Consider the following 17,642-nt stretch of genomic DNA (forward strand, 5'->3'; position numbering starts at 1 on the left):
CGCGAGCTGGAGGACCAGGCGCACGAGCCCGTCGCCGTCGTCGGCATGAGCTGCCGGTACCCCGGCGGCGTCACGACGCCGGAGGACCTGTGGACGCTCGTTTCCGAGGGACGCGACGCCGTCACGGAGTTCCCTGCCGACCGGGGTTGGGACCTGGAAAGGCTCGATGGTGAGGCGGCCGGGTCCAGCTACGTCCGGCACGGCGGTTTCCTCGACGACGTGGCCGGGTTCGACGCCGAGCTGTTCGGCCTCAGCCCGCGCGAGGCCCTCGCGATGGACCCGCAGCAGCGCCTGCTGCTGGAGGCCGCGTGGGAGGGGTTCGAACGGGCCGGCATCGCCCCGGACTCCGTGCGCGGCAACCGGGTCGGCGTCTTCGTCGGCACCAACGGCCAGGACTACGGCCCACGGCTGCACGAGGCGCCCGAGGAGGTCGAGGGACACCTGCTCACCGGTCTGGCCGCCTCCGTCCTTTCCGGACGGATCGCGTACACCTTCGGGCTGGAGGGCCCTGCGCTCACCGTCGACACCGCATGTTCGGCGTCGCTGGTCGCTGTGCACCTCGCGATCCGGTCGTTGCGCGCGGGGGAGAGCACGCTGGCTTTGGCCGCCGGTGTGTCGGTGATGAGCACTCCCGGCGGGTTCGTGGAGTTCAGCCGTCAGCGCGGGCTCGCACCGGATGGTCGTTGCAAGTCCTTCGGGGCAGGGGCGGACGGCACGGGCTGGGCTGAAGGTGTCGGCGTTCTGGTGCTGGAGCGGCTGTCCGACGCACAGCGCAAAGGTCACACCGTGCTGGCCGTGCTGGCCGGGTCGGCGGTCAACTCCGATGGTGCTTCCAACGGGCTCACGGCTCCCAGCGGTCTGGCACAGCAGCGGGTGATCCGGGCGGCGCTGGCGGACGCCAGGCTGGTTCCGTCCGATGTGGACGCTGTTGAGGCGCACGGCACGGGCACCGTTCTCGGTGATCCGATCGAGGCCGAGGCCCTGCTGGCGACCTACGGGCAGGATCGTCCGGCCCCGCTCTGGCTGGGGTCGCTCAAGTCGAACCTCGGGCACGCCCAGGCCGCGGCCGGTGTCGGCGGGATCATCAAGATGGTCCTCGCGATGCGGGCCGGGGAGCTGCCGCGGACGCTGCACGCCGACGAGCCGTCGCCGCACGTCGACTGGTCCACCGGGTCGGTCTCGCTGCTCACGGAGCCGCGGGCGTGGCCTGCTGGGGACCGGCCACGTCGGGCCGGGGTGTCGTCGTTCGGGGTCAGCGGGACCAACGCGCACGTGATCGTGGAGGAAGCTCCCGTTCTGGTCGATGGTGTCGTGTCGGCTGAGCCGCCCGGTGCTTTGCCGTACTTGCTGTCGGCGAAGTCCCCGGCCGCGCTGCGCGCGCAGGCGAGCAGGTTGTCCGAAATGGACATCGATCCCCTGGACGCGGCCTACTCGTTGGCGACGAGCCGTGCGCACCTCGAACACCGGGCGGTGGTCGTGGCGGGGCCTGACGGACTTCGGGCCGGGCTGAACGCCCTTGCCGCCGATCTGCCTGCCGCTGGTCTTGTGCAGGGCAAGGCTCGTGGCGAGACGAAGCTCGCGTTCCTGTTCACCGGACAGGGTTCGCAGCGTGCGGGGATGGGGCGGGAGCTGTACGCCGCGTTCCCGGTGTTCGCTGCCGCGTTCGACGAGGTGTGCGCGGAGATCGACGCTCGTTGGCGCGATGCGCCGTCGCTCAAGGACGTGGTGTTCGCCGAGTCCGATGCCCTGCTCGACCGCACCGACTACGCGCAGGCCGGCCTGTTCGCGGTCGAGGTGGCCCTCGCGCGGCTCGTCGAGTCGTGGGGTGTTCGCCCCGACGCCGTGGCCGGGCACTCGCTCGGCGAGATCACCGCCGCCCACCTGGCCGGCGTCCTCGGTCTGGCCGACGCGGCGGCCCTCGTGGCCGCGCGAGGCCGGTTGATGGCCGCGCTGCCCGCCGGTGGAGCGATGGCCGCGATCGAGGCGAGCGAAGCCGAGATCGCCTTGCCCGAGGGCGTTGACCTCGCCGCCGTGAACGGGCCGTCCTCGGTCGTCGTTTCCGGTCCCGAGGACGCCGTCGCGGACGTCGTCGCCCACTGGGCCGGCCAGGGTCGCCGGACCAAGCGCCTGGTCACGAGTCACGCCTTCCACTCCGCGGCCGTGGACCCTGTGCTCGCACCGCTGGCGGAAGTGGTGCGAGCGCTGGACTTCCACGCGCCGGCCGTGCCACTCGTGTCGACCCGCACCGGGCACACAGCCGACCTGTCGAACGCCGACCACTGGACCGGACAGATTCGCGGCCCCGTGCGCTTCGCCGAAGCCGTTGCGTCGCTGGAGGACCAGGGGGTCACGGCCTACCTGGAACTCGGGCCCGACGGCGTGCTGACCGCGTTGGCACGGGGGCTCACCGACGCCACCACGGCCGTGGCGATGCGCCCGGACCGGGACGAGGCGACGACACTGCTGACCGCGGTCGCGACCCTGCACACGCACGGAGTTCCGGTCGACTGGGCCGCGTTCTTCACCGGGTCCGGCGCGCGCCGGACCGACCTGCCCACCTACGCCTTCCAGCACGAGCGGTACTGGCTCACGGTGGGGAGCAACGTTCCCACCGCGTCGCGCACGGAGGTTCCCGCGTTGCGGGGGCGGACCCTCGGCGAGCTGACCGAGCTGGTGCGCGCGCAGGCCGCCGCCGTGCTGGGGTACGCGGAGGCGCTCGACGACGACCGCGCGTTCGCCGACCTCGGGTTCGACTCGCTGACCGCCGTCGAGCTGAGTTCCCGGCTGGGCAAGGCGATCGGATCGGCACTGCCGCCCACGCTCGTCTTCGACTACCCGAACCCCGCCGCGCTGGCCGCGTGGCTCGTGGGTGAGGCATCGACGGAGGCGACCGTCGCGCACGCCGGATCGGACGACCCGATCGTCGTCGTCGGCATGGGGTGCCGTTATCCGGGTGGGATCACGTCACCGGCGCGGCTCTGGGAGGTCGTGCGAGACGGCGTCGACGCGATCACGCCGTTCCCCGCGGACCGCGGCTGGGACCTCGACGGGATCCACGACCCGGAGCCCGGCCGGCCGGGCAGGACCTATGTGGCGCACGGTGGTTTTCTCGCCGACGCGGCCGGGTTCGACGCCGCGTTCTTCGGCATCAGCCCGCGTGAGGCGCTGGCGATGGATCCCCAGCAGCGGCTGCTGCTGGAGGTCACCTGGGAGACGTTCGAGCACGCGGGCATCGACCCACGGGCGACGCGCGGAGTCGGCGTGTTCGCCGGCACCGCTTCGCAGGACTACGGACCGCCGCTGCACGAGGCGCCTGAGCACGTCGGGGGCAACCTCGGCACGGGTACGGCGGCCAGCGTGCTGTCCGGGCGGATCGCTTACACCTTCGGGTTCGAAGGGCCGACGCTGACCGTCGACACCGCGTGCTCGTCGTCGCTGGTCGCTCTGCACCTCGCGGCGCAGGCGTTGCGGTCGGGGGAGTGCACGCTCGCGCTCGCGGGTGGCGTGACGGTGATGTCGAGTCCGGGTGCGTTCGTCGAGTTCAGCCGTCAGCGCGGGCTGGCGCCGGACGGGCGGATCAAGTCGTTCTCCGACGCCGCGGACGGCACGGCGTGGGCCGAGGGCGCGGGAATGTTGTTGCTGGAGCGGCTCTCGGACGCACGCAGGCACGGGCATCGGGTACTCGCCGTGGTCGCGGGATCGGCGGTGAACTCCGACGGGGCGTCGAACGGGCTCACCGCGCCGAACGGGCCGTCCCAGCAGCGGGTGATCCGGCATGCGCTGGCCAACGCCGGTCTGTCCACTTCGGACGTGGACGTCGTCGAGGCGCACGGCACCGGAACCGTGCTGGGTGACCCGATCGAGGCGCAGGCCGTGCTCGCGACCTACGGGCAGGACCGGGAGACCCCGCTGTGGCTGGGGTCGCTGAAGTCGAACATCGGGCACGCGCAGGCCGCGTCCGGGGTCGGCGGGATCATCAAGATGATCGAGGCGATGCGCCACGGCGTGCTGCCCAGGACGCTGCACCTCGGCACACCTTCCTCCAAAGTGGACTGGACGGCCGGTGCGGTCGAGCTGCTGACCGAGGCTGTGCCGTGGCCCGAGACCGATGTCCGGCGGGCCGCGGTGTCGTCGTTCGGTGTCAGCGGCACCAATGCGCACGTCATCCTCGAACAGCCGGCGACGACCACGGCGCCGGACCGCGAGTTCGCCGGACCCGTGCCATGGCTGTTGTCGGCGCGCACAGAGGCCGCACTTCGGGCGCAGGCCGAACAGTTGCTGGACGTCGACGCCGACGCGGTGGAGGTCGCACGGACGCTCGCGAACGGGCGGGCGATGTTCGATCACCGGGCCGTGGTCGTCGCGACGAACCGTGAGGAGCGCCTCGCCGGGTTGGCGGCGATCCGTGACGGTCGCGGAGCGATCACCGGAACCGCGGGCTCCGGCCGGACGGCGTTCCTGTTCACCGGCCAGGGTTCTCAGCGCGCGGGGATGGGGCGCGAGCTGTACGAGACGTACCCGGAGTTCGCGGCGGCGTTCGACACCGTGTGCGCGTGCCTCGACCCGCGGGTGCGGGAGGTCGTCTTCGAGGGCGGACCGGAGCTGGACGGCACGGAGTTCGCGCAGCAGGGCATCTTCGCCGTCGAGGTTGCGCTCGTGCGACTGCTCGAAGCCTGGGGCGTGCGTCCGGACGTCGTGCTCGGCCACTCGGTCGGAGAGGTCGCCGCGGCGCACGTCGCCGGAATCTTGAGCGCAGAGGATGCGGCCACGCTGGTCAGCGCGCGTGGACGGTTGATGCAGGCGCTGCCCGCCGGTGGCGTGATGATCGCCGTGCAGGCCGCGGAGGACGAGGTGCTGCCGCTGCCGGAAGGGGTGTCGCTCGCCGCGGTCAACAGCGGGGACGCCGTGGTGCTGTCCGGCGACGAGGACGCGGTCACCCGGCTGGCGTCGAAGTTCGCCAAGACCAAGCGGCTCAACACGAGCCACGCGTTCCACTCGCCGTTGATGGCGCCGATGCTCCCGGACTTCCGGGCCGTGCTCGACGACCTCACGTTCAGCACGCCCACGCTGCCGCTGGTGACCACCGGCGGGACGGCCGACCCGGCGACGGCGGAGTACTGGGCAGGGCAGGTCGAGGCGACCGTCCGGTTCGCGGACGGTGTCGAGGCCCTGCGTGCCGACGGCGTCACGAGGTTCGTCGAGATCGGCCCGGACGCCGTGTTGTCCGCGCTGGTCGACGGTGCCGTGCCGGTGCTGCGGGTGGACCGGTCCGAACCGGAGACGCTGCTCACCGCGCTGGCTCGTCTGCACGTCGAGGGCAAGAGTCCACAGTGGACGAGGATGCTCGGGGAAGCGCGGATCGAGCTGCCGACCTACCCGTTCGAACGCGAGCGGTACTGGCTCGCTCCCGGCACGCCGCCGGCGGCCGACCCGGCGGGAGACCGGTTCTGGGCCGCTGTCCGCGACGGTGACGTCACCGGCCTGGCGGACGCGCTCGCCGTCGACAGCTCCACTGTGGACAGTCTGCTGCCCGCGCTGGCCCGGTGGCGTGCCGAGGCCGACGGCGGGACCACGAACTGGCGCTACCGCGTGACCTGGCAGCCGATCGACGGCCAGGAGGCGCCGCAGGGCAGGTGGCTCGTCGTCGTGCCGGAAGGCGGTGCGGCAGAACAGATCGTCGAGAACTCCACGGTGCTGGAGATGCCCGCCGGGATCAGCCGGGCGGACCTCTCCGCGCTGCTGCCGGAGACCGACGGCGTGCTGTCGCTGCTCACCGACGTCAGCCAGGTGCTCGTGCTCGTCCAGGCACTCGGCGACGCGGGCCGCGAGGCACCGCTGTGGTGCGTGACCCGCAACGCCGTGCAGGTCGAGCCGGGAGAACCGGTCGACCCCGCCGCGGCGGGGATCTGGGGTCTCGGCCGCGTGGTCGGCCTGGAGCATCCGCGCCGCTGGGGAGGGTGCGTCGACCTCGGTGGCGACGTCGATCTGGTGCTCGGCGGTACCGAGGACCAGATCGCGGTGCGGCCGTCCGGGGTGTACGGGCGCCGTCTGCAGCGGGTGTCCGGCTCGAAGAAAGCACGTGACTGGCGGCCCCGCGGCACCGTCCTGATCACCGGCGGCACCGGCGCGCTGGGCGGTCAGGTGGCGAGGCGACTGGCGGCCGGCGGCGCCGAGCACCTGGTGCTCACCAGCCGCCGGGGGCAGGCGGACGCCGGGCTCGTCGACGAGCTCACCGCGCTCGGCGCCCAGGTCACGGTTCGTGCGTGCGACGCCGCTGACCGGGAAGCGCTCGCCTTGCTGCTGAACGAGTTCCCGCCGTCGGCGGTCGTGCACGCGGCTGGAGTCGGCGATCCGGACTACCTGGTGGACACCACGGTCGCCGAGTTCGACCGCGTCCGGTCGGCGAAGGCCGGCGGCGCGATCAACCTCGACAGCCTGCTCGGAGACACCCCGCTCGACGCGTTCGTGCTGTTCTCGTCGATCGCGGCCACCTGGGGCAGTGGCGGCCAGGGTGCCTACTCGGCGGCCAACGCGGCGCTCGACGCCCTCGCCGAGTCCCGCCAGGCCCGCGGCCTGACCGCGACGTCGGTCGCCTGGGGTCCGTGGGCCGGACCTGGCATGGCGGAAGGCGAAGCCGGGGTCCAGATGGCGCGGCGCGGCGTCGCCGGGCTGCCGCCGGAGAAGGCCGTCGCGGAACTCGTCGCGGCCGTCGAGCGGGACGAGCCGGTGGCCGTCGTCGCGGACGTCGACTGGACCCGGTTCGTGCCGGCGTTCACCGCGCAGCGCCCGAGCCCGTTGCTCGGCGACCTGCCCGAGGTGCGCGCAGCGCTGGCGGCGGAGCCGGTGGCCGGTGGCGCGGTCGCCGAGATCCTCGGCACCGCCCAGGGCCCCGAGCTCGACCAGCTGCTGCTCGACATCGTGCGCGGCGAGATCGCCGTGGTGCTGGGGCATTCCGCGCCGGGCTCGGTGGACGTCCACCAGCCGTTGCGCGATCTCGGCCTCGACTCGCTCGCCTCGGTCGAGCTGCGCAACGGCCTGTCCAGGGCGACCGGGCTCGTCCTGCCCAGCACGCTGGTCTTCGACCACCCGACGGCCGCCGCGGTCGCCGCCCACCTCAAGACCCTGGTGGAGCCCGCGACCGACCGCCTCACCGACGACCTGGACCGGCTCGAGACCGGTCTGGCCGCGGCCGGTGCGCAGGACCGCGGCCGCGTCCTCGCCCGCCTCGAAGTCCTGCTCGCCCAGTGGCGTGACGGGGCGGAGAGCGAGTCGATCACCGACCAGCTCGACTCCGCCACCGACGACGAGATGTTCCGGCTGCTCGACACCGAGTTCGGAATCTCCTGATGCGCCAACCGACCCACCGCTTTCCGAGGACCTCCCATGTCGAGTGAAGACAAGCTCCGCTACTTCCTCAAGCGCGTCACGGCCGACCTGCACGACGTGCGGGCCCGGCTGCGCGACGCCGAGGAGAAGGCGGGCGAGCCGATCGCGATCGTCGGCATGGCCTGCCGCTACCCGGGAGGCGCGACGACGCCTGAACGGCTGTGGCAGCTGGTCGCGGACGAGGTCGACGCGATCTCCGAGTTCCCCGTCGACCGCGGCTGGGACACCGCCCGGCTCTACCGCCCCGGTGAGCCCCGACCTGGGCACAGCTATGTGCACCAGGGCGGCTTCCTGCACGAGGCCGCCGACTTCGACCCGGAGTTCTTCGGGATCTCACCACGGGAAGCGCTCGCGATGGACCCGCAGCAGCGGCTGCTGCTGGAGGTCGCGCACGAGGCGTTCGAACGCGCGGGCCTGCCGGTCGACGGTCTGCGCGGCAGCCGCACCGGGGTGTTCGTCGGTGGCATGGCCCAGATCTCCGGTCCGTCGGAGGAACAGATCGAGGCGCTGTCGGGATATCTGCTCACCGGCAGCGCGGCCAGCGTGTTCTCCGGCCGGATCGCCTACACCTTCGGTCTGGAAGGGCCGGCGCTGACCGTCGACACGGCCTGTTCGTCGTCGTTGGTGGCGATGCACCTTGCGGCACAGGCGCTCCGGGCGGGCGAGTGCACGCTCGCCCTCGCCGGCGGGGTCACCGTGATGACGACGCCGGAGGGCTTCGTCGAGTTCAGCCAGCAGGGTGGGCTCGCGGCCGACGGCCGGTGCAAGGCCTTCTCGGACGCCGCCGACGGCACGGCCTGGGGCGAGGGCGTCGGCATGCTCGTCCTGGAAAGGCTTTCCGAGGCCCGCCGGCTCGGTCATCCGGTGCTGGCGGTGCTGCGCGGCTCGGCGGTCAACCAGGACGGGGCATCCAACGGCCTGACGGCGCCGAACGGCTTGGCACAGCAGCGCGTGATCCGTGCGGCACTGGCCAGTGCGAGGTTGGCACCGTCCGATGTGGACGCTGTCGAGGCGCATGGCACCGGCACGACGCTGGGGGACCCCATCGAGGCCGAGGCTCTGCTGGCCACGTACGGGCAGGACCGTGAGCGGCCGCTGTGGCTGGGGTCGTTGAAGTCGAACGTCGGGCACACGCAGGCGGCGGCCGGTGTCGGTGGCGTGATCAAGATGGTCGAGGCGATGCGGCACGGCGTGCTGCCCGCGACCCTGCACGCCGCCGTTCCGTCGTCGCACGTGAACTGGACCTCCGGCCAGGTCCGGCTGCTCACCGAAGCTGTGCCGTGGACGGGGGAGTCCCGGCGCGCCGGGGTGTCGTCGTTCGGTGTGAGCGGGACGAACGCGCACGTGATCATAGAGGCGGCTCCCGTCGAGGACGAGGAGTCGACTTCTGAGCTGCCTGTGGTGCCGTGGGTGTTCTCCGCCCGGACCGGGGAGGCGTTGCGAGACCTCGCCCGAGCGCTCCGCGCCAACCTCGACGACGACCCGGTCGACGTCGGGCGCGCGCTGGTCACCACGCGCTCGGCGCGGGAGCACCGGGCCGTGGTCCTCGATGCCGCCGGGCTCGACGCGGTCGCCGACGGTGTCAGTGAACCGGCGAACCCCGGTGACGTCGTCTTCGTGTTCCCCGGTCAGGGTTCCCAGTGGGCCGGGATGGGGCGTGCGCTCCTGGCGGCCTCTCCGGTGTTCGCGGCGCGGATGGCGGAGTGCGCTGCCGCGCTGGCCTCCTTTGTGGACTGGGATCTGCTGGACGTTCTCGCCGACGAGGAGGCGTTGAGCCGGGTCGACGTGGTGCAGCCCGCGCTGTGGGCCGTGATGGTGTCGCTGGCCGAGGTCTGGCGTTCGCACGGCGTCGAGCCCGCTGCCGTGGTGGGTCACTCCCAGGGTGAGATCGCTGCCGCCGTGGTGGCGGAGGGGCTGTCCCTCGAGGACGGTGCGCGGGTCGTCGCTTTGCGCAGCAAGGCGATTCTGCGGTTGTCCGGTCTGGGTGGCATGGTGTCGTTGGCCGCCTCGGTCGACCGGGCGCGTGAGCTGATCACGCCGTGGGGCTCGCGGATCTCGGTGGCGGCGGTCAACGGTCCTTCGTCGGTCGTGGTGTCAGGCGAGGCCGAGGCACTGGACGAGCTGCTGGCCTCGGTGGAGGTGCGGGCTCGCCGGATCGCGGTCGACTACGCGTCGCACTCCGCCCAGGTCGAGGCGCTGGCCGACGAACTGGCCGAGGTGCTGGCCGACGTCCGGCCGGTGGCCGGGCGGATCCCGTTCGTGTCCGCCGTGACCGGTGAGGTCGTGGACACCGCCGAGCTGGACGCGGTCTACTGGTTCCGCAACCTCCGCGAGCCCGTCCGGTTCGACCGGGCCGTCACGACCCTCCTCGCGAACCGCGCGACCGTCTTCGTCGAGTGCAGCGCTCACCCGGTGCTCACCGTCGGCGTCGAGGAGACGATCGAGCACGTCGGCGCTTCCGCCGCCGCTGTCGGCACCCTCCGTCGTGACGACGGCGGCCTCGACCGGCTGGTCACCTCGCTCGGTGAGGCTTTCGCCCGTGGCGCCGAGGTCGACTGGGCCGGATTCTTCGCCGGTACCGGTAACCGCCGCGTCACCCTGCCGACCTACCCGTTCCAGCGTGAGCGCTACTGGTCGGGGCAGACCGCGGCGCGGGTCCGCACGTCCGTCGACGACCTGAGGCACGAGACGACCTGGCGGCTGGTCGCCGCCGAAACCCCTGCTGTCGCGGGCAGGTGGGTGGTGTGCGGCGCGGACGGTCTCGCCGACGACATCGCGCAGGGGCTCGCGCGCCACGGCGCCGGCGTGATCCGCTCGGCCGAGCCGGGTGATCTGGCCGATGTTCGCGGAGTCCTCCTGGTCGCTCCGACCGGTCGCACTCCGGGCCATCCGGCAGTGCCGGCGGGGTTCGCCGCCGCTCTCGCCGCGGTGCAAGCGCTCGCGGACCACGAGATTCCTTTGTGGACCATCACGTGCGGTGCGGTCTCCACCTCCGGCACCGACCCGGTCACCGACCCCGAGCAGGCCCTCGTCTGGGGTCTCGGCCAGGTGGTGCGCAAGGAGCAGCCCGCCCGCTGGGGTGGGGTCGCGGACCTGCCCGCCGACGCGGACGACGCCACGATCGACCTGTTCCTGGGTGCTCTCACCGGCTCTGAGGACGAACTGGCCGTGCGGCCGGAAGGTGTGTTCGCGCGGCGGCTCGTCCGGTCCGCCGGTGGGCGTGCCCGGCGCAGCTGGCGCCCGGACGGCACTGTCCTGATCACCGGTGGCACCGGCGCACTCGGAGCCCACGTGGCGCGCCGGATGGCCGCCCTGGGAGCGCCGCACCTGCTGCTCGTCAGCCGCAGCGGACCGGATGCCGAGGGTGCCGCCGAACTGGAAGCAGAGCTGACCGCGCTCGGTTCGGGAGTCACGATCGCCGCGTGCGACGCCGCCGACCGGGACGCGCTCGGCGCGGTGATCGCCGCGCTGGACGTGCCGCTGCGGGCGGTGATCCACACCGCCGCGGTCCTCGACGACGCCGTCCTCGACGAGCTGGGCCTCGACCAGGTGAGCCGCGTGCTGCAGGTCAAGGCCGAAGCGGCGGTGGCCCTGCACGAGGTGACCGCCGGTGTGGACCTCGACGCGTTCGTGCTCTTCTCGTCGCTCGCCGGCACGTACGGCGGGGCGGGGCAGGGCAACTACGCGCCGGGCAACGCGTTCCTGGACGCCTTCGCGCGCTACCGCCGTGGCCTGGGACTGCCGGCCACGTCGATCGGCTGGGGGCACTGGGCGGGCGGCGGCATGGCCGACGGCGGCCTGGAGACCCGGCTGCGGCAGCGCGGTGTTCCGCCGATGCCGCCGGAGCTGGCCCTCGACGGCCTGCAGCGCGTCCTCGACCTCGACGACACCGCCGTCGTGGTCGCCGACGTCGACTGGACGGCGGACCTGGTGCCGAGCCCACTGCTCGCCGATCTGCCGGAGCTGCGCGACCGATCCGTGCGTGCGGAGGTCGTCGCCGATCTGACGCCGGGGCGGTTGCTGGAGATCGTCCGCGCCCAGATCGCCGCTGTGCTCGGGTTCGCGGAGCCCGGCCGCATCGATCCCGCCCGTGCCCTGCGCGACCTCGGCTTCGACTCGCTGACCGCGGTCGAGCTGCGGAACCGGCTCGGCGCCGCGGTCGGGCTGAAGCTTCCCGCCACGCTGGTCTTCGACCACCCCAGCCCGGACGCGCTGGTCCGCTACCTCGCGGAGCGCTTCACCGGTGCCACCGCCGGCACCGAGGTCGTCGAGCGGGGTGCGGCCGACGAGCCGATCGCGATCGTGGCGATGAGCTGCCGGTTCCCCGGTGGTGTGCGCTCGCCGGAGGACCTGTGGGAGCTGCTGGCCGCCGGTCGTGACACCGTCGCGCCGTTCCCCTCCGACCGCGGGTGGGACGTCGAGGGTGTCTACGACCCCGATCCCGAGGTGCCGGGCCGTTCCTACGTCCGGCACGGGTCCTTTGTGGACGACGTCACCGGGTTCGACGCGGCGTTCTTCGGGATCTCGCCGCGCGAGGCGCTGGCCATGGACCCGCAGCAGCGGTTGCTGTTGGAGACGTCGTGGGAGGCGTTCGAACGTGCCGGGCTCGACCCGGTGTCGTTGCGCGGCAGTCGTGTCGGAGTGTTCGTCGGCACGAACGGCCAGGACTACGGCACGCTGCTGATGAACGCACGCGAACAGGTCGAGGGCTATCTGGGCACCGGCAGTTCGGCGAGCGTCTTCTCCGGTCGCGTCGCTTACACCTTCGGTTTCGAAGGTCCGGCGGTCACGGTGGACACGGCGTGTTCGTCGTCTTTGGTGGCCCTGCACCTGGCAGCGCAGGCGTTGCGTGCCGGTGAGTGCTCGCTCGCGCTGGCGGGCGGTGTGACGGTGATGTCGACTCCGATCGGGTTCGTCGAGTTCTCACGGCAGCGCGGCCTGGCGGCGGACGGGCGGTGCAAGCCGTTCGCGGACGCCGCCGACGGCACGGCCTGGGGCGAGGGCGCCGGGTTGCTGCTGGTGGAACGGCTGTCCGACGCTCGCCGCCTCGGTCATCCGGTGCTCGCCGTGCTGCGCGGTTCCGCGGTGAACTCCGACGGCGCGTCGAACGGCCTGACTGCGCCGAACGGTCCTTCGCAGCAGCGGGTGATCCGGCAGGCTCTCTCCGCCGCGGGGCTGCGACCGTCCGATGTGGATGCTGTCGAGGCGCACGGCACCGGCACCCGGCTCGGTGATCCGATCGAGGCGCAGGCGATCCTGTCGGTCTACGGGCAGGACCGGGAGTCTCCGGTGTGGCTGGGCTCGGTGAAGTCGAACCTCGGGCACACCCAGGCCGCCGCCGGTGTCGCCGGCGTGATCAAGATGGTGGAGGCGCTGCGGCGCTCGGTGCTGCCGAAGACGTTGCACGTCGACTCGCCGTCGTCTCATGTGGACTGGTCGGCTGGGGATGTCCGGTTGCTGACCGAGGCCGTGCCGTGGCCCGCGGGGGAGCGGGTTCGGCGGGCCGGCGTGTCGTCGTTCGGGATCAGCGGGACCAACTCCCACGTCGTGCTGGAGGAAGCGCCGGTTTCCGAGCCGGCGCCGGTGGAGACGTACTCCGGTCCGGTCGTGCCGTGGCTCGTCTCGGCGCGGTCCGAGGCCGGGTTGCGGGCGCAGGCCGCGCGGTTGCTGGAGTCCGTCGACTCCGATCTGGTCGTGATGGCCAGGACACTCGCCACGGCCAGGGCTTCGCACGACCACCGGGCCGTTGTGCTCGCCGGCGATGCCGACGGGTTCCGGCGCGGGCTGACCGCGTTGGCCGAGGGGCGGTCGGTCGAGGGGGTCGTCCGTCGATCGCCCGGTGGGAAGACGGCGTTCCTGTTCTCGGGTCAGGGATCGCAGCGGGTCGGTATGGGCCGGGAGCTGTACGAGGCGTTCCCGGTTTACGCGGCGGCGTTCGACGCGGTGTGCGAGTTGCTGGATCCGCGGCTTCCGGAGGTGCTGGGTTCGCCGGAGCTGGACCAGACGGAGTTCGCGCAGCAGGCGATCTTCGCGCTCGAGGTCGCTTTGTTCCGGTTGTTCGTGTCCTGGGGTGTGCGGCCGGACTTCGTCGCCGGGCACTCGGTGGGGGAGATCGCGGCGGCACACGTTGCCGGGATCTTGACACTCGAGGATGCGGCTGCGCTGGTTGTCGCGCGCGGGCGGCTCATGCAGGCCTTGCCTCCCGGTGGCGTGATGATCGCGGTGCAGGCCGGTGAGTCCGAGGTGTTGCCGTTGCCGGACGGGGTTTCGCTGGCCGCGGTGAACGGGCCGTCGTCGGTGGTGCTGTCCGGTGAGGCGGACGCTGTTGCCTCGGTGGCCTCGCGGTTCGCCAAGACCAAGCGGCTCAACACGAGCCACGCGTTCCACTCGGCGCTGATGGAACCGATGCTGGACGAGTTCGGTGACGTCGTCGCCGGGCTGACCCACACGGCGCCGGTGTTGCCGTTCGTGTCCACTGTGGAAGCGGACGCGGCGGTCACGCCTTCCTACTGGGTGCGGCAGGTGCGCGAGCCGGTGCGGTTCGCTGACGCCGTCGATCGGTTGCGTGCCTTGGGGGTCACCGAGTTCGTCGAGCTCGGTCCCGACGCGGTGCTGACGCCGATGGTCGAGGAGGCCGTGCCGGCGCTGGCCGCTGGCCGCGCGGACTGCGTCGGCGCACTGGCACATCTGGCTGCGGCCGGGGTGCCGGTCGACTGGCCGCGGGTGTTCGGTCCTGGTCCAGTGCGCACGGATCTGCCGACCTACGCGTTCCAGCACGAGCGGTTCTGGCTGGACGGGGCCGCGGCCGGCGACGTCGACGCGCTCGGTCAGGCCGCCACCGGGCACCCGTTGCTCGGTGCCGCCGTGGAGCTGCCTTCGGGCGGGTGGGTGCTGACCGGCGCGCTGTCGACGCGGACTTCGCCGTGGCTGGCCGGGCACGCTGTGCACGGCACGGTCATCCTGCCCGGTACGGCGTTCGTCGAACTCGCCTTGCGGGCTGGGGCCGAGGTCGGCTGTGCGGTGCTGGAGGAGCTGACCATCGCGGCGCCGCTCGTGTTGTCCGAGACCGTCCGGGTGCAGGTGGCGGTTGTTCCGGTCGACGATGGCCGGCACGAGGTCACGGTCCACTCGCGCGGTGCCGACGACTCGCCGTGGACCCTGCACGCCACCGGCGTGCTGACTGGTTCTCCGCCCGTGGCCGGGGAACTGGGCGAGTGGCCGCCGGTTGGTGCGTCCGAAGTGGACGTCACGGAGCTGTACGCCGGGTTCGAGGACCGGGGGTTCAGGTACGGCTCGGCGTTCCAGGGGCTGACCGCGGCCTGGTTGCTGGACGGGTCGGTGTTCGCCGAGGTGGCGTTGCCCGTCGCCGATCGCGACACGGCGGCTCGGTTCGGACTGCACCCCGCGTTGCTGGATGCCGCGCTGCACGGGCTGGGGCTCGGTGAGCTGTTGCCCGACGACGGGCAGGGGCGGTTGCCGTTCACGTGGTCCGGTGTGGCCCGGTACAGCGAAGGTGCCGCGTCTTTGCGGGTCCGACTGACTCCGGTCGCCGACGACACCGTTGCCCTGACGGTGGCTGATGGTGCCGGGCGGCCGGTTCTGTCCGTGGAGTCGTTGGTGTTGCGGCCGGTGGCGCCGGACCAGTTCGGTGGTGTTAGGGATGCGTTGTTCCACGTCGAGTGGGTTGAGGCTCACGGAGAGGCGGAGATCGAAGCCGTCCTGCATCAGGTCGCTCCCGCCGATGTTCACACGACGACCGCGACCGTGCTCTCCGCGATCCAGTCCTGGCTTGCCACGCCTTCGGACGCCGAGCTGGTGTTCGTCACGCGTGGGGCGGTGGCGGCGGCTGACGGCGATGGCGTGCCTGACTTGGGTGCGGCCGCGGCTTGGGGGCTTGTTCGGTCTGCGCGATCCGAGAACCCCGGTCGGTTCCGCTTGGTGGACATCGACTCGGGCGCGGAGATTCCAGCGCTTCCCGCCGACGAGCCGGAGGTAGCGGTGCGCGGTGGCCGAGTCCTGGTTCCCCGGATCGTCCGGGGAACCACGCCGGGCATCGAGCTCCCGTCCGGCGACTGGCGGCTGGAGGTCACCGCACCCGGCACGGTGGACGGCGTCACGGCCAGGCCGCACCAGGTGCAACCGCTTGCCCCGGGCGAAGTGCGGGTCGCCGTCCGTGCGGCGGGCGTGAACTTCCGCGACGTCCTCAACGCCCTCGGGCGGTACCCCGGCGGCCCGGTGCCGCTCGGTCAGGAAGCGGCCGGTGTGGTGACCGAGGTCGGCGCCGGTGTCACCGGGCTCGTCACGGGGGACCGGGTGTTCGGGCTCTTCCCCGGCACGTTCGGCTCGCACGCGGTCACCGATCACAGGCTCCTCGCACCGATCCCGGCCGGCTGGACGTTCGCACAGGCGGCGACCACGCCGGTCGCGTTCCTCACGGCCTACTACGGCCTGGTCGAACTCGCCGAGCTGAAGCCCGGCGAAACCGTGCTGGTGCACGCGGCCGCCGGTGGTGTCGGCATGGCCGCGGTCCAGCTCGCGCGGCACCTCGGTGCCGAGGTGTGCGCGACCGCGAGCCCCGGCAAGCACGCCGTTGTGCGCGAACTCGGCGTCGAGCACCTGGCTTCGTCGCGCACCCTCGAGTTCGCCGAGCGCTTCGGTCGCGTGGACGTCGTGCTGAACTCGCTCGCGGGCGAGTTCGTGGACGCTTCGCTGTCGTTGCTGGCGGACGGCGGGCGGTTCCTCGAGATGGGCAAGACCGACGTCCGCGAGGTGGCCGGTGTCGACTACCGCGCGTTCGACCTCGCGGAGGCGGGGGCCGAGCGGCTCGGCCGGATGCTCGCGGAAGTGCTGGCGCTGTTCGCCGAAGGGCACCTGCGGCCGTTGCCGGTCGCCGCGTGGGACGTGCGGCAGGCGCCGGCCGCGCTGCGGTTCCTGAGCCAGGCCCGGAACGTCGGAAAGCTCGCGCTGACCGTCCCGCACCGGCCCGACCCAGAAGGCACCGTGCTGATCACCGGCGGTACCGGAGCGTTGGGTGCCGCGCTCGCACGGCACCTGGTCCACCACGGCGCCAGGAGTCTGGTGCTCACCGGTCGCCGTGGTGCCGAGGCTCCCGGCGCGGCCGAGCTGGCCGCGGAACTCACCGCTGCGGGAGCGGAGGTGACGATTGCCGCGTGCGATGTGGCTGATCGTGCCGCGGTGGCCGAGCTGCTGGACGGGCTGGAGCTCACCGCTGTGGTGCACGCGGCGGGTGTGCTGGCGGATGCCACCGTCGACCGGCTCGGCACCGAAGATCTCCAGGCGGTTCTGGGGCCGAAGGCCGATGGCGCGCGTCACCTGCACGAGCTGACGCGCGACGCAGACCTCGCCGCGTTCGTGCTGTTCTCGTCGGTGTCCGGGCTTGCGGGCACGGCGGGGCAGGGTGCTTACGCGGCTGCCAACGCCTACCTCGACGGCCTCGCGCACCAGCGCCGGAAGGCAGGGTTGCCGGCGGTCTCGCTCGCCTGGGGTGCGTGGGACGCGGGCATGGCGGGGACCCTCGGCGAGACGGACCGCCGTCGGATGAGCCGGTCCGGGCTGTTCGCGCTGTCCATTGAGGACGGCTTGGGATTGTTCGACGCGACTGCCACCGAGGCGGGGTTGCTCGTGCCGATGCGCCTCGACCCGGCGGCGCTGCGAGGTGACGACGTGCCGGCGTTACTGCGGGGGCTGGTCAAGGCGAAGCCCAAGCGGGCGGTCGCGCCGTCCGATGCGGCGGACCTGACGCGGCGACTGGCCGGGCGGACGACGGCCGAGCAGGACGCGATCGTGCTGGAGCTGGTGTGCGAGGCGATGGCCGCGGTGCTCGGGCACGCCGACGCCACCGGTGTCGAGCCGGGACGCGGGTTCCTGGAGGTCGGGTTCGACTCGCTGACCGCCGTGGAGCTGCGCAACCGGCTGGCCGCGGCGACCGGGCTGCGGTTGCCGTCGACGCTGGTGTTCGACCACGCCTCGCCCGCGGGCCTCGCGACCTACCTGCGCGGTGAGCTGTCCGGCTCCGCACCGGCCGCGGACCGGCTGCTGTCCGAAGTGGACGGACTGGAGGCGCGGCTGCTGGCCGCCGACCTCGACGACGCCGACCGCGCCGCGCTCGGCGGGCGGCTGCGGACGTTGCTGGCCAAGTGGTCCGGCACCGCCGTGGTCGAAGTCCCGGACAGCCTCGCCACGGCCACCGCGGACGACCTCTTCGACTTCATCGACAACACATTGGGGAACTGACG

At 72.5% G+C, this 17,642-nt stretch carries 2 protein-coding genes and 1 pseudogene; all 3 read left to right on the plus strand.

Annotation, left to right across the window (positions count from 1 at the left end; translation table 11 throughout):
• Positions 1–45: 45 nt before the first annotated feature.
• The 3 genes and pseudogenes from JOD27_RS00865 (at position 46) to JOD27_RS00870 (ending at position 17,640) form a co-directional block, all read left to right on the plus strand.
• Positions 46–7,347, plus strand: a complete 7,302-nt coding sequence (locus tag JOD27_RS00865) for a type I polyketide synthase (RefSeq protein WP_504739935.1) — start codon at positions 46–48, stop codon at positions 7,345–7,347.
• Between the two features lie 36 nt (positions 7,348–7,383).
• Positions 7,384–7,434: pseudogene (locus JOD27_RS47365) on the plus strand (polyketide synthase docking domain-containing protein); the annotation flags it as partial.
• A 69-nt stretch (positions 7,435–7,503) separates the two neighbouring features.
• Positions 7,504–17,640, plus strand: coding sequence for a type I polyketide synthase (locus JOD27_RS00870; protein ID WP_443673956.1), 10,137 nt, complete (start codon positions 7,504–7,506; stop codon positions 17,638–17,640).
• Positions 17,641–17,642: the final 2 nt, after the last annotated feature.

Source organism: Lentzea nigeriaca (assembly GCF_016907955.1).
Classification (GTDB): Bacteria; Actinomycetota; Actinomycetes; order Mycobacteriales; family Pseudonocardiaceae; genus Lentzea; species Lentzea nigeriaca.